The 20772-nt window shown below is 64.4% G+C and carries 19 protein-coding genes; 5 read left to right on the top strand and 14 right to left on the bottom strand.

Annotation, left to right across the window (positions count from 1 at the left end):
* Positions 1 to 24 precede the first annotated feature (24 nt).
* The 3 genes from AC0L2L_RS30235 to AC0L2L_RS30225 all read right to left on the bottom strand — a co-directional run bounded on the left by AC0L2L_RS30235 (position 25) and on the right by AC0L2L_RS30225 (position 2060).
* Positions 25 to 450, bottom strand: coding sequence for a low affinity iron permease family protein (locus tag AC0L2L_RS30235; RefSeq protein WP_473583523.1), 426 nt, complete (start codon positions 448 to 450; stop codon positions 25 to 27).
* A 329-nt stretch (positions 451 to 779) separates the two neighbouring features.
* Positions 780 to 1421 carry a DapH/DapD/GlmU-related protein gene (locus AC0L2L_RS30230; RefSeq protein ID WP_473583522.1) on the bottom strand — a complete coding sequence of 214 codons (642 nt, stop codon included), beginning with the start codon at positions 1419 to 1421 and terminating at the stop codon, positions 780 to 782.
* A 210-nt stretch (positions 1422 to 1631) separates the two neighbouring features.
* A complete protein-coding gene (locus AC0L2L_RS30225) occupies positions 1632 to 2060 on the bottom strand; it encodes a CreA family protein (RefSeq protein WP_084508285.1) in 429 nt (142 codons plus the stop codon).
* A gap of 244 nt (positions 2061 to 2304) precedes the next feature.
* Between AC0L2L_RS30225 and AC0L2L_RS30220 the strand changes: the two genes are divergently transcribed.
* The 3 genes from AC0L2L_RS30220 (at position 2305) to AC0L2L_RS30210 (ending at position 5706) form a co-directional block, all read left to right on the top strand.
* Positions 2305 to 2889, top strand: a complete 585-nt coding sequence (locus AC0L2L_RS30220) for an SCO family protein (protein ID WP_473583521.1) — start codon at positions 2305 to 2307, stop codon at positions 2887 to 2889.
* Complete coding sequence (locus AC0L2L_RS30215; protein ID WP_473583520.1) at positions 2889 to 3761, top strand: 50S ribosomal protein L11 methyltransferase; 873 nt, start codon at positions 2889 to 2891, stop codon at positions 3759 to 3761. Before AC0L2L_RS30220 ends, AC0L2L_RS30215 begins: the two co-directional genes overlap by 1 nt.
* 100 nt (positions 3762 to 3861) lie before the next feature.
* On the top strand, positions 3862 to 5706 hold the full coding sequence (locus AC0L2L_RS30210; protein ID WP_473583519.1) for an aminopeptidase P family protein: 1845 nt from the start codon (positions 3862 to 3864) through the stop codon (positions 5704 to 5706).
* Between the two features lie 90 nt (positions 5707 to 5796).
* Here AC0L2L_RS30210 and AC0L2L_RS30205 read toward each other — a convergent pair whose 3' ends face one another.
* Together AC0L2L_RS30205 and AC0L2L_RS30200 are read right to left on the bottom strand one after the other, a co-directional pair.
* The gene (locus AC0L2L_RS30205; protein ID WP_473583518.1) at positions 5797 to 6093 is read right to left on the bottom strand and encodes an AzlD family protein; all 297 of its coding nucleotides are present in this window, start codon (positions 6091 to 6093) and stop codon (positions 5797 to 5799) included.
* Positions 6090 to 6818 (bottom strand): AzlC family ABC transporter permease, encoded by a 729-nt coding sequence (locus tag AC0L2L_RS30200; protein ID WP_473583517.1) that lies wholly within the window; start codon positions 6816 to 6818, stop codon positions 6090 to 6092. The genes AC0L2L_RS30205 and AC0L2L_RS30200 overlap by 4 nt, the downstream gene beginning before the upstream one ends.
* 226 nt (positions 6819 to 7044) lie before the next feature.
* Here AC0L2L_RS30200 and AC0L2L_RS30195 point away from each other — a divergent pair, with 226 nt between their 5' ends.
* A complete protein-coding gene (locus AC0L2L_RS30195; RefSeq protein WP_473583516.1) occupies positions 7045 to 7803 on the top strand; it encodes an SDR family NAD(P)-dependent oxidoreductase in 759 nt (252 codons plus the stop codon).
* A gap of 18 nt (positions 7804 to 7821) precedes the next feature.
* Here AC0L2L_RS30195 and AC0L2L_RS30190 read toward each other — a convergent pair whose 3' ends face one another.
* The 4 genes from AC0L2L_RS30190 to AC0L2L_RS30175 form a co-directional block, all read right to left on the bottom strand.
* Entirely contained in the window at positions 7822 to 8514 is a 693-nt protein-coding gene (locus AC0L2L_RS30190) for a DUF2461 domain-containing protein (RefSeq protein ID WP_473583515.1), read from the bottom strand.
* Entirely contained in the window at positions 8514 to 10721 is a 2208-nt protein-coding gene (gene ligA / locus AC0L2L_RS30185; protein WP_473583514.1) for an NAD-dependent DNA ligase LigA, read from the bottom strand. Before ligA ends, AC0L2L_RS30190 begins: the two co-directional genes overlap by 1 nt.
* A 349-nt stretch (positions 10722 to 11070) precedes the next feature.
* Positions 11071 to 12744, bottom strand: coding sequence for a DNA repair protein RecN (recN, locus tag AC0L2L_RS30180; RefSeq protein WP_027168725.1), 1674 nt, complete (start codon positions 12742 to 12744; stop codon positions 11071 to 11073).
* An 8-nt stretch (positions 12745 to 12752) separates the two neighbouring features.
* Complete coding sequence (locus tag AC0L2L_RS30175; RefSeq protein WP_473583513.1) at positions 12753 to 13622, bottom strand: outer membrane protein assembly factor BamD; 870 nt, start codon at positions 13620 to 13622, stop codon at positions 12753 to 12755.
* Between the two features lie 250 nt (positions 13623 to 13872).
* On the opposite strand from AC0L2L_RS30175, the gene AC0L2L_RS30170 reads away from it, so the two are divergent.
* The gene (locus AC0L2L_RS30170; RefSeq protein WP_473583512.1) at positions 13873 to 14397 is read left to right on the top strand and encodes a GNAT family N-acetyltransferase; all 525 of its coding nucleotides are present in this window, start codon (positions 13873 to 13875) and stop codon (positions 14395 to 14397) included.
* Positions 14398 to 14408: 11 nt separating this feature from the next.
* Here the strand turns inward: AC0L2L_RS30170 and lpxC are convergent, their stop codons facing one another.
* The 5 genes from lpxC to AC0L2L_RS30145 form a co-directional block, all read right to left on the bottom strand.
* Positions 14409 to 15356 carry a UDP-3-O-acyl-N-acetylglucosamine deacetylase gene (gene lpxC / locus AC0L2L_RS30165; protein ID WP_473583511.1) on the bottom strand — a complete coding sequence of 316 codons (948 nt, stop codon included), beginning with the start codon at positions 15354 to 15356 and terminating at the stop codon, positions 14409 to 14411.
* Between the two features lie 401 nt (positions 15357 to 15757).
* Positions 15758 to 17416 (bottom strand): cell division protein FtsZ, encoded by a 1659-nt coding sequence (gene ftsZ / locus AC0L2L_RS30160; protein ID WP_473583510.1) that lies wholly within the window; start codon positions 17414 to 17416, stop codon positions 15758 to 15760.
* 67 nt (positions 17417 to 17483) lie between these two features.
* A complete protein-coding gene (ftsA, locus tag AC0L2L_RS30155; protein WP_473583509.1) occupies positions 17484 to 18791 on the bottom strand; it encodes a cell division protein FtsA in 1308 nt (435 codons plus the stop codon).
* Complete coding sequence (locus AC0L2L_RS30150) at positions 18788 to 19729, bottom strand: cell division protein FtsQ/DivIB (protein ID WP_473583508.1); 942 nt, start codon at positions 19727 to 19729, stop codon at positions 18788 to 18790. Before AC0L2L_RS30150 ends, ftsA begins: the two co-directional genes overlap by 4 nt.
* On the bottom strand, positions 19717 to 20643 hold the full coding sequence (locus AC0L2L_RS30145; protein ID WP_473583507.1) for a D-alanine--D-alanine ligase: 927 nt from the start codon (positions 20641 to 20643) through the stop codon (positions 19717 to 19719). Before AC0L2L_RS30145 ends, AC0L2L_RS30150 begins: the two co-directional genes overlap by 13 nt.
* Positions 20644 to 20772 lie beyond the last annotated feature (129 nt).

The raw sequence follows: 20772 nt of genomic DNA, 5'->3' as shown, positions 1-20772 counted from the left end.
GTGCCCCAAACGACAAGGCTGCGCTCAAGCCGCGTGTTTTTTGGCGGAGTGCTTTTGCGCGGCCTTCTTGACGGCCGCCGCGGCGACCTCCCGGTCATGCCGCTTTGCGGCCCTTTCGCATTTTTCGCGGATCTCCTCGACCTCGGATTCGGTCAGGTGTTCGATGCCAATGAAGGTGTTATGCGCCCGGCTGACCCTGATCAGCTCGTCGAGCTTGGCTTGGATCGCCGCGCCGTCGCGGTTCTGGGTGTTCTGGATCAGGAACACCATCAGGAAGGTGATGATGGTGGTGCCGGTGTTGATGACGAGTTGCCAGGTATCCGAAAACCCGAAGAATGGCCCGGTCACTGCCCAGACGACGACGATCAGCACACAGGCAAAAAAGGTCGGGGCCAGGCCGGCCACATGAGCCACCCAATTGGCAATCCTTGTGAAAATCCTCTCGATCATTCAAATCCTCGAAAACATGGATGGGCGGGCGCTTGCGAAGAAACAAGCTGCCGCCGTGTCTGGTTCCAAAGGCTTGAATTTTCAAGCTTGCATGCTGCCGCAATCGAATACACGCAGAAAGCGCAGGCGCATGAAAAAACACCTTATCCGTTGTTTGCCATAGTGCCGGTGCAGGCCAAAAGCCTGTTCCTTCCGCTTCACGGCGGTTTACCTCCAGCCCCTTCCGCTGCGCCACCCCCGCATGGCGGAAGGGGCAACTATCCCCGAGGGCGGAGCGTAGAAACCAGGAAGCGCCTCAGCGCCAGATGGCGTTCCGCCGCTGGTTCGCCTCAGCAGGTGTTATCTTCCCAGCGATCGAGGAAGGCTTCGATCGGCATGGCCTGCATGTCGGGGATTGCGTCGGCCAGTTTCTCGGGCGCCCAGTCCCACCAGGCGAGGGTCTCGATACGCGCCGCGACGGCGGCCGAGAACCGCCGGCGCAACGGCTTTGCCGGCACGCCGGCGACGATCGTGTAGGCTGGAACGTCATGCGTCACCACGGCATTGGCGCCGATGACGGCACCATTGCCGATCGCGACGCCCGGCATGATGACCGCGCCATGGCCGATCCAGACATCGTGGCCGATGCTGACCGATTTCGCCTGCCGCCGCGCGCGGAATCCCGTGTCGACGCCCAGCCAGCGGAAATACTCGTTCGGCCGGTAGCTGACCTTGTGCTGCGTCAGCCGCTCGATTGGGTGCTCGAGCGCGTTGATGCGGCTGTTGGCGGCGATCGAGCAGAACTTGCCGATCGTCGTATAGATCGCTTCGCAATGACGCTCGAAATAGGAGAAGTCGCCGACCGTCACCTCGCGCAGGATCACCCGCTCGCCGATCGAGGCGTAGCGGCCGAGCTTGCACGCCTTCAACTCCGCGGTCGGATGGATGCGCGGCTCGGGGTCCTTGAGAACGAGGTTTTCAGGGCGGTCCATGGCGCGGCTTTACGCCCGAGCGATCGGTCCCGCAAGCGGGACCGCTCAAAGCATGTCTCCCGAAAGTGGGAACCGGTTTCGGGACAAAGACATGCGCAAAATCAAAAACCAATGCATGTCGCCCAGAAGTGCGCAGCGGTTCTGGGACAACGACATGCATCAAGACAAAGCGCATGGAGCGAACCTGAAAGATCGCGACGCGCTTTGGGCCTATTGCGGCTTGCCCTTCGTCCACACCACGCTCTGGCCGAAGAGCGGCACGGTCGTGACCGACATCTTGGCCGAGCCGTTCTGCACCTGGCGCGAATGCGACAGATAGATCAGCGTCTCGTTCTTCTTGTCGTAGATGCGGTTCACCACCTGCTTCTTCCAGATCAGGCTGAGGCCCTGCTTGAACACTTCCTCGCCGCCCTCGCTCATGTCGATGTCGCCGATGCTGATCGGCCCGGTCTGGCGGCAGGAAATCGAGGAATCGGAAGGATCCTCGAACCAGTTGCCCTTGTGCAACCGGTCGATGATGCTGCGGTCAAAATAGGCGACATGGCAGGTGACGCCGTCGACTTTCGGGTCTTTGATCGCGTCGATCATGATGTCGTTGCCGACCCAGTCGACACCGACTTTGCCGACCTCGTCGGCCATGGTCGGCCCGGCGCTGAGGGCAAGACATGCGGCGAATAAGCCGATCAGTTTTCGCAAAGGTTGCCTCCTCGGTTCGCGTTTGCCGATGTCAGGTGGGACAGGATCGTGGCGTTTGCAAGCCGGTCCGCGACCGCGTCGCGTCGCCTATCGCTTGCGGCAACGCGACATCTTTGCGCACCCGGCGCCGACCGGCTAAGACTGTCGCCGAAACTTGGCTTCTAGCCAAAGCGACGGACATTCACAGATGATGCGTTCAATCCTAGTCGGCATTCTCGTCCTGATGGCGGCGGGCATCGGCTGGCTGACATTCGACTGGTACCGCGGTCATTATGGCGGCGAACCCTTCGGCGCGCCCTTCACGCTGGTCGACCAGAAAGGCGCGCCGATCACCGAGGCGGCGTTCAGGGGCCACCCGAGCGTCGTGTTCTTCGGCTTCACCCATTGCCCGGAAGTCTGCCCGACGACATTGTTCGAACTGGCCGGCTGGCTGAAGACGATGGGCGACAGCGGCAAGAACCTCAACGCCTATTTCGTCACCGTCGATCCGGAGCGCGACACGCCGGAGACGATGAACACCTATGTCAGCAACTTCTCCGACCGCATCACCGGCATCACCGGCGATGCGGACAAGGTGCACGCCATGGCCAAGGCCTTCGGCATCTACTGGAAGAAGGTCGACACCGGCGACGGCGACTACACGATGGACCATACGGCTTCGGTGCTGCTGCTCAATGCCAGGGGCGATTTTGCCGGCACCATCGCCTATGGCGAAAGCGCCGACACCGCGGTCGCCAAGCTGAAGCGGCTGGCAGCCGGCGGCCAAACCTGATGGGGCAGACCCGGCTCCATCTCACCGCAGGCAAGATTGAAGCAGACCGCATCTTTGCGGCGCTCGACGCCGCCTTTGAGGATGACGGCCTGCCGATCGCCGTGCTGGAGCTCGACGAGGAAAAAGACATCCACGAGGTATCGGTCTATGCCGATGGCGACGTCGATCCCGTCGAAGCGCGCGTCAAGGATATCCTGGCAGGTCTTGGCCTGCCGAAACCCGTCGAGCGCGAGGCCATCCCCGACATCGACTGGGTGTCGCTCTCGCTGGAAGGCTTGAAGCCGGTGCGCGCGGGTCGCTTCCTTGTTCACGGGTCGCACGACCGGGCCAAGCGCCATAGCGGCGACCTTGCGATAGAGATCGAGGCGGGCTTGGCATTCGGTACCGGCCATCACGGCACCACCGCCGGCTGCCTTGAAGTGCTGGACCTGGTTGTGCGGCGCGAGAAACCGCGCAACGCGCTCGACCTCGGCACCGGCAGCGCGGTGCTTGCGATCGCGCTTGCCAAGCTCGCGCATATCCCGGTGCTGGCGACTGACATCGATCCGGTCGCCGTCCGGGTCGCCGCCGCAAATGCCCGCCTCAACCACGTGAAGGCGCTGGTCGAGACGGTGACGGCGCCCGGCTTCCATCATCCGATCTTCGCCAGCCGCGCGCCCTTCGACCTGATCGTCGCCAACATCCTGGCCCGGCCGCTGATGCGGCTCGCGCCTGAGATGGCCAGGCACGTCAGGCTCGGCGGTTCGCTAGTGCTTTCCGGCATCCTCGACCGGCAGCGCGACGCCGTGATCTCGGCCTATGTCGGCCAAAGCTTCCGCCACGTCCGCACCCTGCATCGCGAGGGCTGGGTGACTATCCACCTCAAGCGCTGAGACCTGCCCAAGCCGAAGCTGTCTGGCCCGGTCGAAATCGATTCCGGTTTGCCGGGCCATGCGCTAGGTTCTTGGCAGATCATTCGAGGGAGACGCCACCATGTTCCAGACCTTTGATTCCGCTGGTGATCCGACCGTTGGCAAGCCGCGTGTGGCGCTGCTGCGGCAATGGCTGGCGGAAAATGGCTTGGACGGCTTCCTTGTCCCCCGCGCGGACGAGCATCAGGGCGAATATGTCGCCGACCGTTCGGCGCGGCTGAAATGGCTGACCGGTTTTTCCGGTTCGGCCGGCGTCGCCATCATCCTGCGCGACCGCGCCTTTATCTTCGTCGACGGCCGCTACACGCTGCAGGTGCGCAACGAGGTCGACCTTTCGATCTTTACCGTCGAAAGCCTCATCGACAATCCGCCGGCATCCTGGACCAAGGACAATCTCGGCAAGGGCGCGCGTCTCGGCTTCGACCCCTGGCTGCATACGGTCGGCGAGATCAAGGCGCTGAAGGCGTCGGCCGAGCAATCCGGCGCGACTTTGGTGCCGCTCGACAGGAACCCCATCGATATCATCTGGAAGGACCAGCCGGAACCGCCGCGCGCGCCTGTCGAGATCCATCCGCAAAACCTTGCCGGCGAACTCGCCAAGGACAAGCTGGCGCGGCTGGCGGGCGCGATTGAAAAGGAGGGCGCCACCCACGCCGTGCTGACCGACCCCTCTTCAATAGCCTGGGCCTTCAACATCCGTGGCGGCGACGTGCCGCACACGCCGCTGGCGCTCGGCTTCGCAGTCCTCGCCGCCGACGGCAAGCATCAGCTGTTCATGGACCAGCGCAAATTCCCGCGCCAGGTCGCGGCCTATCTCACCCAGCTCGCCGATCTGCATGATCCGGACGAATTCGAAGCCGCCATTGCCGAGCTGGCTGGGAACGGCGCCAAGATCGCGCTCGATCCGGTGCTGGCGGCGGAAAAGCTTAGAATGCTGGTCGAGGACAATGGCGGCACCGTCGTGCTGGCCGCCGACCCTGCGCGCATCCCGCGCGCCACCAAGAACCAGGCCGAGATCGCCGGCAGCCGCGCCGCGCATCGCCGCGACGGGGCCGCGATCGCCAGGCTGCTTTGCTGGCTCGACAGGCAGAAGCCCGGCACGCTCGACGAGATTGCGGTGGTCACCAAGCTCGAGGAGGTACGCCGGCGGACCGGCGAGGAAACGCAGATGCCGCTGCGCGACGTCTCGTTCGACACGATTTCCGGCGCCGGCCCGAACGGCGCCATCATGCACTACCGCGTCTCGCGCGCCACCAGCCAAAAGCTGCAGAGCGGCGAGCTGTTTTTGCTCGATTCCGGCGGCCAGTATCAGGACGGCACAACCGACATCACCCGCACCGTGCCGATCGGCCAGCCCACCGAAGAGATGCGCGAGCGCTTCACGCTGGTGCTGAAGGGCATGATCGGCATCTCGACGCTGCGTTTCCCTGCCGGCACGCGCGGCTCGGAAATCGACGCCGTTGCCCGCGTGGCGCTGTGGAAGCATGGCTGCGACTTCGCCCACGGCACCGGCCACGGCGTCGGCTCCTATCTCGCCGTGCATGAAGGCCCGCAGCGCATTGCCCGCACCGGCACGGAAAAACTGCTTGCCGGCATGATGCTGTCCAACGAGCCGGGCTACTACAAGGAAGGCGCCTACGGCATCCGCATCGAGAACCTGATCCTGGTCACGCCGGCGGAGCCGATCGAAGGCGGCGACGCCGCCATGCACGGCTTCGAGACGCTGACGCTGGCGCCGATCGACAAGCGGCTGATCCGCACCGACCTGCTGCATCGGGACGAGCTGCAGTGGCTCGACCGGTATCATGCCCGGGTGCTGGCGGAGATCGGCCCGATGGTCGACGGCGAGACGCTGGCCTGGCTGGAGAAAGCCACCGCGCCGCTGCCCCACGACGCCAAGATCTGAGGTCAGCTTCTTTCTCCCCTTAACGGGGAGAAATGCCCAGCAGGGCAATGAGGGGCAGCGCCGACGTTCGGAATGATCCCACCGACGAAATCAGCCGACGAACTGGCGCGCCAGGATCAACACCGCGGCACCAGTCAGGAACATCGCCATCAACCCGCCGCGCAGCGAGACCAGCACTGTGACGATCAGCGCCGCCCATTCGGCGGGCCCGGCATGCAGCAGCTCCGGCGCGACGAGCGTCGTCAGCACAGCGGCCGGCACGGCGTTGAGGCCGGCCTCGACGCGCGGATGGATTGTCTCGAAGCGCGATATAACGAGATGGCCGCCGACGCGGGTCAGATAGGTTGCGACAGCGCCGGCAAGGATGATCCAGAAGGTCGTGCTCATGGCCGCTTGCCCACGCCGCTATGGTGCGGCGGCAGGATCACCGCCAGCAGAACGCCGGCGACCGCGCCGATCGAGACATGCCAAGGCGAGCCGACGGTTCTGTAGGCAATGATCGAGGCGACGGCGCTGGCGGCGACGACGGGCGCCCAAAGCGGCCGCTTGCGGAAGCCGAGCACAAGGCCGAGGAAATAGATCGGCAGCAGGAAATCGATGCCCAGCGCATGCGTGTCCGGGATCATCTTGCCGAACACAGCACCCAAGCCGCTTTCGATCACCCAGAAGAGATAGACCGGCAGGCCGAGCCCCAGATACCAGACGAAACCGACCGGACGGCCGGACTCCGCCCTCGCCTCGGCGATGGCAAATTGCGGATCGGTCAGGATGAAATAGCCGAGCGCCTGCTGCAGCACCGGCCAATGCGCGATGCGCCTGCCGATGCCCGCCGAATAGAGCACATGGCGGAAATTCACCGCGAAGATCGACAGCACGATCAGCCATGGCGCGACATGCTGGCCGAACAGTTCGATGCCGACCATCTGGCTGGCGCCACCATAGATCATGGCGCTCATCAGGAAGGCTTCGAGGACGGAGAATCCATTGTCGACCGCGATCGTGCCGAACAGCACCGCGAACGGCGCCGAGGCGACGACGACCGGCATCGACAGCCGCACGCCGTCCAAGAAATCGCCGCCGGTCCTGCCCTCAGAGATTGCTTCCGCCGCCATCAGCCGCTCCTTGAGCGGCTTGATTTAGGGAGCGTCGCCTTCAATGTCACACCAATTCGCTTGACCCAACGATCAGCGGAACTGATCGCGACGCGCCGGTTGTCGTCGATCTGGAGGGCGCAGCTGAGAAAATGGCGCTGCCACTTGGATTTTTTGCCCGCCCCTATTGTCCGCCCGTCGCGTCCTGGCGCAAAACGCGTCTCTGGCGCCAACAAGAGAGGGACAGATGGTCGTCTTTGATTTCACCGGCAGGCATGCGGTCGTCACCGGAGCGGGTGGCGGCATGGGCGAAGCGATCGCGTTGGCGCTGCTCGACGCAGGCGCCTCCGTGACCGCCATCGACATCAAGCCTCGCCCGGCCTCGCTCGCCGCCTATGACGACAGACTGACCTTCGCGCAGGGTGATTTGACCGATGCCGCTTTCGTCGAGCAAACCATCGATGCCGCCGGCCGCGAGCGTGGCGGCATCGACTTTCTCGCCAATGTCGCCGGCGTTCTGTGGTTCGGTCGCGACAAGTCAGCGCTCGATATGGACCTTGATGTCTGGGACCAGGTCTTCAACATCAATCTGAAATCCTTCGTGCATACGGCTCGCGCCGTCGTTCCGCATATGCGCGCCGGCGGCCGTGGCGGCGCCATGGTGCATTTCTCGACCATCCAGTGGTATCGCGGCGATCCGAAACCGCAGGACGCGTATCAGGCCTCGAAGGCGGGCGTCTGCGCGCTGTCCAAGTCGCTGGCCATGCAGCTTGCCGCCGACGGCATCCGCTCCAACTCGATATGCCCCGGCATGGCGCTGACGCCGCTGCAGGCGCGTTGGGACACCGAGGAGAAGCGCGCCGCCGTGGCGAGCTATACCCCCCTCGGCCGCATCGGCACGCCGCAGGACATGGCCAACGCCGCGCTGTTCCTGCTCTCGGATGCCGCGAGCTACATCACCGGCATCGAGCTCGCCGTCGATGGCGGCCTGCTGATGCGGATGTGAGCGGCTGGAGAGACGGCGTCAGGCCGCCACGGCCGTGCCCTGGATCGCCCTGCCCCAATCGAGCAGCGGCTTGGCGCCAAGCGTGAAACCGACGAGATCGTCGACCAGCGCCGGCGAATGGATCGTCGCCGGATCGATGTCGTGCCGGACCACGAAATGCCGGTTGCGCACCGCCTGGGCTAGATCGTCCTCGGCGACGTCTTCGAATCCACGCGGCGCGCGCTTCAGGCGGTCTTCCGGATCGAGCTCCAGGCCTGCCTTCTTGAGCGACGAGACCATGCCGCGGAACGCGGCCGGCTTGGTCACGATCGCCTTGCGCATCGCCTGCAGCAGTTCCGGCGCCGGCTGCCACCAGGCGACGCCGGCGAAGCAGCGCTCCAGCCCGATATGCACATAGAAAACGCCTTGCGACATCTTGGTGCCGTCAGGTGACAGGATGGCGGACAGATGCCGGTTGTAAGGCCGCTTGTCCTTGGCGAAGCGCACGTCGCGATTGATGCGGAACAGCGATTTCTTGCGGTCGCCGCGCAAGCCGAGCTTCGCCGCCTCGAAACGCTCGGTGAGCGTCTCGACCAGATCGCAGAACGGCTCGTGCAGCTCGCTGTCGAAGAGCTCGCGATTCTCCTGGAACCATTCGCGGCTCTGGTGGAAGTCGAGCGCCTTGAAGAAAGGAATGGCCTTCTGCCCAAAGCCTTTGAATGCGCCGGCCATCACCCACCCCTGCCGATGCGCTGCAGCCAGGTGTCCTCGTCGATCACCTCGATGCCGAGGTCGCTTGCAACTTTCAGCTTCGAGCCGGCGCCGGGGCCCGCCACCACCAGATCGGTCTTGGCCGAAACCGAGCCCGCCACCTTGGCGCCGAGCCGCTCCGCCATCGCCTTGGCTTCCGAGCGCGTCATCTTTTCCAGCGTGCCGGTGAAGACAACCGTTTTGCCGGAGACTTCGCTGCCGGCCGAGATTTCCATGACGTAAGGCTTCGGATGAACTTGAGCGAGCAAGGAGTCCAGCACGTCGTCATTGCGTTCATTGCCGAAGAAATCACGCAGCGCGTTGATCACCGTGTCGCCGATACCGTTGATCGACGGGAAGACGGTGTGCGGATCTTCCGCCTTCGCTGTCTCCTTGCCGACGCGCATCAGCTCTTCGATGGTCGAGAACTGCCGGGCAAGCACGGCTGCCGTCGTCTCGCCGATATGGCGGATGCCGAGCGCGAAGATGAAGCGGTCGAGCTCCGGTTCGCGGCGCGCGTCGATGGCCGAAAACAGCTTGTCGAGGCCTTCATAGTTGCGCTCCTCGACGCTGCGCACATTCTTGCGCGTCTTGCCCGATGCTTCCTCGCGCAGCCTCGCCTGCTCCTCGCGCCGCTCGGCCAGCGCCTTGGTGACGGCCGAACGGCGATCCTTCAGCGTGAAGATGTCGGCGGCCGTCTTGACCAGCCCCGAATTGAAGAAGAGGTCGATGTTTTCAGAGCCCAGGCCCTCGATATCGAGCGCGCCGCGCGACACGAAATGGCGCAGCCTTTCCACCGCCTGCGCGGCGCAGATGAGCTCACCGGTGCAGCGGCGCCGCGAATCCTCCTTGCCCGTCTTCTCGTTGATCTCGCGCGTCGCCGGCGAGCCGCAGACCGGGCAGGTATGCGGGAATTCGTAAGGCAGCGCCTCGGGCGGCCGCTTGTCGACGACGACGCTGACGATCTGCGGGATGACGTCCCCCGCCCGCTGGATCACCACGGTGTCGCCGATGCGCACGTCGATGCCGTCACGGATCGGCTGGCCGTTGCTGTCAAAACCCTTGATATAATCCTCATTGTGCAGCGTGACGTTCTCCACCACCACGCCGCCAACCGTCACCGGCGCCAGCCGCGCCACTGGCGCCAGCGTGCCGGTGCGGCCGACCTGGATGTCGATCTTCTCGACCGTCGTCATCGCCTGTTCGGCCGGGAATTTGTGCGCGACCGCCCAGCGCGGCTCGCCGGTGACAAAGCCCCAGCGGCGCTGCAGCTCGAGCTGGTCGACCTTGTAGACGACGCCGTCGATATCGTAGCCGAGCGAGGAGCGCTGCTCCTCGATCCGATGGTAATGGGCGATGAGCTCGTCTATGGACTTCGCCCGCACCATCAGCGGGCTGACCTTGAACCCCCACTCGGCGAATTTCTGCACGGCATCGTACTGGGTGGGAGCAGGATCCGCCGTCGTATAGCCCCAGGCATAGGCGAAGAATTTGAGGTTGCGGCTGGCGGTGACCGACGGGTCCTTCTGGCGCAGCGATCCAGCCGCGGTGTTGCGCGGATTGACATAATCCTGGCCGCCGACTGCCGCCGAACGCTGCTTCAGCGCCTCGAACTCGGCATAGGTCATGTAGACCTCGCCGCGGATTTCGATTGTCTGAGGCCAGCCCGATCCCTTCAGGGTCTTCGGGATATCGGCAATCGTCTTCAGATTGGCGGTGATGTCCTCGCCGACGGCGCCGTCGCCGCGCGTCGCGCCCTGTACGAACACGCCGTTCTCGTAGCGCAGCGACGCCGACAGCCCGTCGATCTTCGGCTCCGCGGTGAAGGCGATGTCGAGGTCCTTGTCGCGGTCGAAGAAACGACGGCCGCGCTCGATGAAATCGGCGACATCCTGGTCGGTATACGCCTTGGCGAGGCTCAGCATCGGCACGGCATGGCGCACCTTGGCAAACCCCTCCGCCGGCGCAGCACCAACCCGCAGCGACGGCGAATCCTCGCGCACCAGACCCGGAAACTGCTCCTCGATGGCGAGGTTGCGCCGGCGCAACGCATCATATTCCGCGTCGGTGATCGTCGGCGCGTCTTCCGCGTGGTAGCGCCGGTCGTGCTCGGCGATCTCCGCCGCCAGCCGCTTCAGCTCTTCCGCGGCCTCACCCTCGCTCAGCGAATCGACTGGTTTTTCCGACATGCGGCGCGGTCCTCGAATGATGGCGGGCCACTATAAATCAGGATTCGCCGGCAGGGAGATAGCTTGTGGAAAAATCATTGCTCGACAGCAGGATACAGCCATCTGCTGACTCGAGCTCCGAGCCTGAAGAATCGAGCACCAAGGATGTGCTGAGATTCAGGTCAGGCCGGGTCGAGAAGCGTGGCTTCCGAGAACCGGCCTACGCCGGCCGTAGCCTTCATAGAGCGGAGACCCTTATGAGGGCTTCGGCCGGCGAAGGCCGGAGCGGAGCGTACTTTTGGGTACTTGAGCACCGGAAGCGCAGGAAGCCGCGCTTCGCAGGCCGGCCTCACCTGAATATCAGCACAGCCTAAGCTGCCGCCGTGTTCTCGCGCAGCAACCGCTCGGCCGCGGCGCGCGCCTCGTCGGTGATGGTGGCGCCGGCCAGCATGCGCGCGATCTCTTCCTGGCGCGCCGCGCGGTCCATTTCGGCGATGCCGGTGGCGACACGGTCCTTGCCGCCGGATTTGGAGATCAGGAAATGCGTAGCCGCGCGCGCCGCCACCTGTGGCGCATGCGTGACCGAAAGCACCTGCACCCGCTTCGACAGCCGCGCCAGCCGCTGGCCGATGGCGTCGGCCACCGCGCCGCCGACGCCGGTATCGATTTCGTCGAAGACCAAAGTCGGCGCCGAGCCGCGATCGGCGAGCGCCACCTTCAGCGCCAGGAGAAAGCGCGAGAGTTCGCCGCCGGAGGCGACCTTCATCATCGGTCCCGGCCTAGTGCCGGGATTGGTGCGCACCCAGAATTCGACCTGGTCGATGCCTTCTTCCATGCGGGTTTCGGCATCGCTTGCCATCTCGACGATGAACTCGGCCCGTTCGAGCTTCAGCGCCGGCAGTTCCGCCATCACCGCCCTGGTCAGGCCCGCCGCCGCCGCATGGCGCAGCGACGAAAGCTGCGCGGCGGAAATATCATAGGCCTCGCGCCCGGCAGCGGCCTGCTTTTCCAACGCATGCAGCCGCTCCTCGCCGGCGTCCAGATCGGCAAGATCGGCCACCATCGTGTCGCGCAACTGCGCCAGATCGTCGACCGTGACGTTGTGCTTGCGTGAGGCGGCGCGCAGCGCAAACAACCGCTCCTCCGCCTTCTCCAGACGCTGCGGATCATATTCGGTGGAACGGAGTGCTGCTTCGACACCGGACTGCGCGGCGTCCAGCGAAAGCATCGCCTCGTCCAGCGACTTCACCACATCGTCGAGCAGACCCGGCACCTCGGTCGATTTGCGCTGCAGCCGGCGCAGCAGGCTGGCGAGCTGCGGCAAGGGCGAAGACGGCCCCGACAGCACATCCTGCGCGTCATGGATTTCGCCGGCGATCTTTTCGACGCGCATCATTTGCGCGCGGAGTTCCGCAAGTTCCGTTTCCTCGCCTGGCTGCGGGTCGAGCTTCGTAAGCTCGGCGACGGAAGCGCGCAGATAATCGGCCTCGCGCGCCGCCGCCTCGACCTTGGCGCGATGCCGGGAAAGCTCCTGCTCGCAGCCGCGCCAGTAGCGCCAGGCTTCGCCCGTGCCGCGCGCGGCGCCCAGATGGCCGCCGAAACTGTCCAGCAGTTCACGATGCGCGCCGGGATCGACCAGCGCGCGCTCGTCATGCTGGCCATGGATCTCGACCAGTGCCCGGCCGACATCGCGCATCAGGGTGACGCTGGAGGGCTGGTCGTTGACGAAGACGCGGGTGCGGCCATCGGCCGTCTGCACGCGCCGCAGGATGATGTCGCCATCATCCTCGATGTCATTTTCGGCGAGCAGCGCGCGCGCCGGATGGTTGCGCGGCACGTCGAACACGGCGATGACCTGGCCTTGCGCCGCACCGTGGCGGACGAGCGAAGCGTCGCCGCGTGCGCCAAGCGCCAGCGACAACGCATCGAGCAGGATGGATTTGCCGGCACCGGTTTCGCCGGTCAGCACCGAAAGGCCAGGCAGGAATTCGATGTCCAGCTTCTCGATCAGGACGATATCGCGGATCGACAGTCTGGACAGCATCGCAAGCTTCAGGCGCCGGTGATCAGCTTCCCGGCCTTGGATATCCACGATCCGGCATTTTCGCGCGGCTCAAGCCCGTTGCTCTGCAGGAGCTTGTAGGAATCCTTGTACCACGGGCTGTCCGGATAGTTGTGGCCGAGCACCGCCGCGGCGGTCTGCGCCTCCGAGGTCAGGCCCATTGCATAATAGGACTCGGTCAGGCGCGCGAGCGCCTCCTCGACATGGCGGGTGTTGGAGTAGTTTTCGACCACGGCGCGGAAACGCTTGACGGCGGCGATGTATTCGCGGCGCTCGAGATAATAGCGGCCGACCTGCATCTCCTTGCCGGCGAGCTGATCGTTGGCGAAGCGGATCTTGTCCTTGGCGTCGGGGACATATTCTGAAGTAGGCCAGCGCGTCACCAGATCCTGCATGGTCTGGATGGTCTGGCGCGCTTCCTTCTGATCCTGGGTGACGTCCTTGATCTGCCGGTAGTAGCAGAGTCCGATGATGTACTGCGCGTAAGCCGCATCGTCGGTCGAGGGATAAAGCGTCAGATAGCGCTTCGCGGTGCCGATCGCTTCGTCATAATTGCCGGCGCGATAGTCGGCGAAAGCGCCCATCACCATCGATTTGCGGGCGAATTCCGAATAGGGATGCTGGCGGTCGACGGCGTCGAACTTCTTGCTCGCCTCGTCGAGGCGGCCGGCATTCATGTTGGCCAGGCCCTGGTTGTAGAGAACGTCGGCCGGTTCGGTCTGGTCGACATAGGTCGCCAGGTTGACGTCCTTCTCGGAGGACATGCAGGCCGACAGCACGAGCGCGGGAGCAACCACCGACAGCGCCAGCAAAACGCGCCGACGCGGCGTTACCGATTGACCAACTCGCGAAAAAAACATGTTTGGATTCCGCCCCTTCGGCGTCGTTTCGGTCCGGGCCGAAGCCATAAACCATTATCCCCTTGCCCGGCAACGCTATGTCCGGCCAATCGCACATTTTTGTGGCGGCTGCCCGACGCCGCGAACTGGCTGCGATTTGGCGTCCCGGTGATGTATTATTATCACACAGCCCTGCCTCACATCAAACCTGGCGACTGCGTCTTGCGACATCATGCGGGACCCTGCCACAAGGTGGCAAAGGAACCGTTACATGTTGCAAGGCCTGGAAACGCCACGGCTGCGGTTGACGCCCGTGATTCCAGCCGACCGGGACGAGCTATTCGCGCTCGAGCAGGACGGCGAAGTGATGCGCTTCCTGAACGGCGGCAAGCCGACACCGCTCGACGGCATCGATCCGTCCGTCGATTTTCTGATGCCGCGCGGCGGCGAGCAAGGCATCTGGACTGCAAGGGAGAAGATATCCGGCAGCTTTGTCGGCTGGTTCTCGCTGCGCGATCGCGGCGACGGATCGGCGGAATTGGGCTATCGGCTGCGGCGCGCCATGTGGGGATTGGGCTATGCCAGCGAAGGCGCGGCAGTGTTGGTCGAGGCCGGTTTCTCCCGCTTCGGCTTTGCCCGCATCGTTGCCAGCACGATGGCCGTAAACACGGCATCACGCCGTGTCATGGAAAAGGCCGGACTTGTTCATGTCGGCACATTCTACGTCGAAGGCCCGGACCGACTGCCGGGCGCTGAATATGGCGATGTCGACTATGAGATCAGGCGCAGGACCTGAGGCTGAACGCCTCAGATAACCCAGGGCGCATAGACCGGCCCGCTGACGGCGATCATTTCGGCTACCCGGCCGCGCTCACGCCGCCTCGTCTCGACGATCTCGAAGGCCGTCCGGTCGGAAAGCAGCCGGCGCAGCGCCGAGGCATTCATCCGGTGACCGCCGCGATAGGAACGGAAGCAGCCGATGAAGCGCGCGCCGGCCAGCGCCAGATCGCCCATCGCGTCGAGCGTCTTGTGGCGGGCGAATTCATTGGGATAGCGCAATCCGCCGACATTGATGACGCGGTTGTCGTCGCCGATGACCAGCGAGTTCTCCAGCGATGAGCCGAGCGCGTAACCGGCGGCCCAAAGCCGCTCGACATCCTTCATGAAGCCGAAGGTGCGCGCGCGCGCAATGTCGCGGCGGAAGATGTCGGGATTGATGTCGGAGGCGAATTGCTGGCGGCCGATCGCCGGACTTTCAAAATCGATCTCGACCTCGAAACGCGTGCCGTCATAGGGGCGGAACTCGGCCCAGGATGCGCCGGCTTCCACGCGCACCGGCTTGACCACGCGGATATAGCGACGCTTCACCGCCAGCGTGTCGATGCCTACCTGGTCGATGGCTTCGACGAAGGCCATGGCGCTGCCGTCTAGAATGGGGACTTCCGAACCGTCGATCTCGATGATGAGATTGTCGATGCCAAGACCGAACACCGTGGCCATCAGATGCTCGACAGTGCCGATATGCTTGCCTGCCGGATCGCCAAGCATGGTGCAAAGATCGGTAGCGCCGACTTCCGCGACCAGAGCACGGAACTCACGCGCTTCGCCGCCATTCGAAAGATGGAAGACGATGCCCGTGTCGGCGTCGGCGGGCAGGAAATGAACGGTAACGGGCTTGCCGCTATGGACGCCGATTCCAGTCAGCGTCGCGCGCGATTTCACTGTCGTCTGATAGTCGTGCAAGAGTAACCCCATCGCCCTGAATGCCTGTGTCCGCTCCATCGGCCTTGGGTATCTTGCAGCCAGCTGGATGGTCTGGCGCTCGCACAAACGCGGCAAAATAAGCAAGAGCATGCGGCTCTGGTATAGTCGGCAGGCAGGGCTACTCCCCGAATCCCGGCAAACCGACTTTAGTCCGTGGCGAAGATAATGGCCCGCCCTGGAGACTCCAAATCACGGTTTCTTACCCCGTGTAACCGCGACAAAACATAAGAAAAACCCCCTAACACGTTGTTCTGAATACACTTTAAAAAGCAACAGGCAGGCGATCTCTCGCCTGCCTGTTAACAACCGTTATATATCGTTAACGATCAGCGGTACGCTGTATCGACGATCAGCGGGCCGCCGTATCGGCGATCAGCGGCCTGCCGTACCGATCAGTTGGCCTGGCGGCGCAGGAAGGCCGGGATTTCCAGCTGGTCGTCTTCCTGGACCGTACGGTTCTGCGGCGTCAGCCGGCCCTGGTCGTCGAGCTGGCCGCGGCGCGGCGCGTAGAGCTGCGGATCCTGGCTGGCGAGACGGCGCATCTCGGGCGCTGCCTGGCGCAGCTTCGGTTCGCGCGGCTGTGCCGGCTGGAGCCGGGCCGGCTCTTCCTCACGGCGGGTAAGGCCGTTGGTCAGCCGCTTGATCAGCCCCATCGGACCGCTGTTTTCATGGTCCGTGGGCCGGGTCTTGGCTTCGACTTCAGCCCTTACGACCGGCGGAAAGTCTTCCACGCGCGGCATACGCTGCGGGGCCGCGGCCACCGGCTGCGGCATCTCGCGCTGCGGCGCGGGCTGCTGCATGACCTGCGGCTGCGCCACCGGTTGCGGCTGCGGCTGGGCCGGCGGAGCCTGGAAGATCTTGCTCTGCGGCCGGAAGTCGTCGACCGGCACGGCGCGCGGCTGCGCCATGGCGGCTGCGTTTGCCTCGGCAAGCTGGATCGCCTCGGCGACCGGATCGACCGCACGCGGCTCGTAGGCCTGCGGTTGAACCGCAGCGGGGCGGACTTCAGCAGCCGGAGCCGCCGGGCGCGCGGCCGGCTTCTGCGGTGCGCGGATCGAGATCGGCGCTGCCGCGATTTCAGCCGCCGACTTGTCGATGCCGGTGGCGACGACCGACACGCGGATCACGCCTTCCAGCTCCTCGTCGAAGGTAGCGCCCAGGATGATGTTGGCGTCCTGGTCGACCTCCTCGCGGATGCGGGTCGCGGCCTCGTCCACCTCGAACAGGGTGAGGTCGCGGCCGCCGGTGATCGAGATCAGCAGGCCCTTGGCGCCCTTCATCGAGGTTTCGTCGAGCAGCGGGTTGGCGATGGCGGCTTCGGCGGCGGCCATCGCGCGCCCCTCGCCCGACGCTTCGCCGGTGCCCATCATCGCCTTGCCCATCTCGCGCATCACCGAACGGACGTCGGCGAAGTCGAGATTGATCAGGCCTTCCTTGACCATCAGGTCGGTGATGCAGGCGACGCCCGAATAGAGCACCTGGTCGGCCATGGCGAAGGCATCGGCGAAGGTGGTCTTGTCATTGGCCAGCCGGAACAGGTTCTGGTTGGGGATGACGATGAGGGTGTCGACGCATTTCTGCAGTTCCTCGATGCCCATGTCGGCCGTCTTCATGCGGCGCTGGCCCTCGAAATGGAACGGCTTGGTGACGACGCCGACGGTGAGGATGCCCTTCTCGCGCGCCGCGCGGGCAACGACCGGAGCAGCGCCCGTGCCCGTGCCGCCGCCCATGCCGGCGGTGACGAAGCACATATGCGTGTTGGAGAGATGATCGATGATCTCGTCGATGCACTCTTCCGCCGCCGCGCGGCCGACTTCCGGCTGCGAGCCGGCGCCGAGGCCTTCGGTGACATGCGCGCCGAGCTGGATCAGCCGCTCGGCCTTCGACATCGTCAGCGCCTGGGCGTCAGTGTTGGCCACCACGAACTCGACGCCGCGCAGGCCGGCTGTGATCATGTTGTTGACCGCATTGCCGCCGCCGCCGCCGACACCGAAGACGGTGATGCGTGGCTTAAGCTCGGTGATGTCCGGCTTTTGCAGATTGATGGTCATTGTCTCCGTCCTTTGCCTTTCCCGCCGCTTCGCCGCTGCGGCCGCCTATGGGGCTGTCCCCGTCAAATTAAAAACTGTCTCTCAACCACTGACTCATGCGATGCAGTTTTCCGCCCGTCCCGGTCATCCTGAAACCGGAAAGTCCTTTCGCCGAATGGCTCTCGAAGTTCGCCATCTGCGGGTAGATCATCAGTCCGACCGGGGTCGAGAACGCCGGCCCCTTGGCCGCTTCCGGCAGGCCAGCCACGCCGAGCGGCCGGCCGATGCGAACATTGCGCCCGAGAATGCGGCGCGCCGCTTCCGGCAGGCCGGAGAGCTGGCTGGCGCCGCCGGTGAGCACGACGCGCTTGCCGACGGCATTGCCGTAGCCGGACTTGTTGAGCCGGTCGCGCAAAAGCTCCAGCGTCTCGTCGATGCGCGCACGGATGATGCGCGTCATCACCGAGCGCGGGATCTGCTGCGGTATATCGCCCTCCTCGCCGATCGGCTGAATCGAGACGAGATCGCGGTCGTCGGCGCTTCCGGGCAGCGCGGAGCCATGCATCACCTTCAGCCGCTCCGCGGCATCGAGCGAGGTCGACAGGCCCTTGGCCATGTCGAGCGTCACATGGTTGCCGCCGATGGCGATGGCGTCGCCATGGATGAACTTGCCTTCCGAGAAGACTGAAATGGTCGTCGTGCCGCCACCCATGTCGATGCAGGCGGCGCCCATTTCGAGCTCGTCGTCGACCAGCGAGGCAAGTCCGCTGGCATAGGGCGTCGCCACCATGCGCTCGACCGAAAGATGCGAGCGGTTGATGCAGAGCTCCAGGTTGCGCATCGGCGCCGCATCGCCCGTCAGCACATGCATATCGACGCCAAGCGCATCGCCCACCATGCCGCGCGGGTCGCGCATGCCGCGCTCGGCATCCAGGGAGAAACCGACCGGCAGCGAATGGATCACCTCGCGCTCGGCCCTGAGCGCCTGTTTGGCGCCGGCGGCAAGCACACGCTTGATGTCGGTTTCCTCGACCTGATGGCCGCCGAGATTGATGGTCGCCGAGAAGGATTCACTCTTCAGCCGCCCTGCCGTCATGTTGACGATGAGGGAATCGACGGTGAGCCCGGCCATGCGCTCGGCGGCATCGACAGCAAGCCGAATGGCATGCTCGGCGCGATCGAGATCGACCACGACGCCGGACTTCACTCCTTGCGACTTCTGGTGGCCGATGCCGATCACCTGGATACGGTGCGAACGTCCGCGCAGCAGCTTGCCGTCCTCGTTCGGCTTGAGCTTCGCCACCACGCAGCAAACCTTGCTGGAGCCGACATCGAGCACCGTAAGCGTGCCCGACCGGCGCGAAGAAGCGTCACTGCTGCCGCCAAGCCAGCTCATATCTTTGTCCCCGCCTTGCGCTTGGCCAGGCTCTTCGGTTTGTCGCTGAGCGCGGCTTCGCGCTGCGTCGCCGCTTCCGGCGACAGCTCTACGACCAGCCGGTCGGAGAGCCGCATGTCGACGCCGGCGATGTCGCGCGTGAGCAGACCGTTGTCATGGTCGATCTTGACGAGCTCTGCGATCGCCTGGTCCTCGCCGTCTTCCGGCAACTTGATCGTGATGCCGTTTTCGAGCCTGAGGTCCCAGCGGCGTTCGCCGACCCGGATGTAACCTTTGACCCGCGCCGCGAGCTCGGGATAGCGCTTGATCTTGTCGAGGAAGGCCGGCGCCATGGCCGGCGCGCCCGTGCCGATAATCAGCGGGAGCAGCGCCTGCTTGCCGCCCGAGAACGGCGCGATCACCTCGCCCGACCGCTCGATGACCGACACCGCGGTACCCTGCTGCCAGAGCGCGAAGGGCGCGCGCTCCTCGATGCGCACCTCCAGCGTATGCGGGTAGACCTTGCGCACCGCCGCGCCCTCGACCCACGGCAGCGTCGCGATGCGCTCGCGCGCGGCCTCGGCATCGAAGCCGATAAGCGAGGTCCAGCCGTCGAGGCCGAGCCGGTCAAGCACATCGATCTCGGAGGTCTGGCGATTGCCGACCACCTTGATCTGGTCAACGGCAAAGCCGGTGCGCGCCGTCACGCCCTGCACGATGCTGTCGGTATAGCCGCCGAGATAAGCGCCATAGGCGCTGCTGGATGCGACCAGCGCGGCGGAAAGGATCGCCGCCGAAAAGCGCGGCGCTTCATACTCGCCGCCGCACAGGCGCGCCAGCACACGCATCGGCCGGCGAAGCTGACGCGGCAATACGAAACGGTCGAATGACAGCGGCATGCCGAACAGCGCGGGACCAGCCGCGCCGCCGTTACCCTGTCCCCACCTCAACGCAGACACGAAGCGTCCTCCACCATCCAACTCAACAATTCGCCGAACAAGTGCCCCGCTTGCGCGGCGATTTCAGGCACAAGAGACGTCGGCGTCATGCCCGGCTGAGTGTTGACCTCGAGCCAGACAACCTCGCCGTTTTCGGAGTGGCGGTCGTCGTAACGGAAGTCCGATCGGGAGACGCCCCGGCAACCAATGGCAAGATGAGCCTTGAGGGACAGTGTCTGTATTTTTTGGTAAATATTCGGTGAAATTTTAGCAGGGATTTCGTGTTTTGATCCGCCGGGAACGTATTTTGAATCGTAATCGTAGAAGGAATGTCCGGTCGGGATGATCTCGCAGACGCCAAGCGCCACATCGCCCATCACCGCGCAGGTCAGCTCCCGGCCATGGATGTAACGCTCGACCATGACGGTCTCGCCATATTGCCATTCGGTCGAGCCGATCACCTGCGGCGGATGCGACTGCCCCTCATGCACGATGACGACGCCGAAGCTCGACCCCTCATTGACCGGCTTGACCACGTAAGGCGGCTTCATCGGATGCTTGTTCTTGACGGCGAAGCGGTTGACCACCTTGGATTCCGCGACCGGAATGCCGGACGCCTTGGCGACCTTCTTGGCCTGCTCCTTGTTCATGGCCAGCGCCGAAGCGAGCACCCCCGAATGGGTGTAGGGAATTCCGAGATATTCGAGAATTCCCTGGATGGTGCCGTCCTCGCCGAACGGGCCGTGCAGCGCGTTGAAGGCAACGTCGGGCTTGAGCTCGGCAAGCACAGACCCGACATCGCGCGAAACATCGACGCGGGTAACCTTATAGCCTTCATTCTCGAGCGCATCCGCACACGCCTTCCCCGAGGACAGAGACACGGGCCGCTCCGAGGAGAATCCACCCAGGAGGACAGCCACATGCTTGTTCTTCATTCCCGTCATCCCTCTCACGCCGGGCCTGCAACCAATTCCCGCACCGCATTCCTGAGCATTGAGTCCGAGTCTTCCGGCAGGTTGCCCCCCAGACGGAAAACGCGACTTAACGCGTCGAACGACTCAAAT

Source organism: Mesorhizobium sp. WSM4832 (assembly GCF_055811115.1).
Note: the sequence above shows the minus strand (reverse complement) of the source record. Positions and strands in the feature narration are given on the sequence as shown.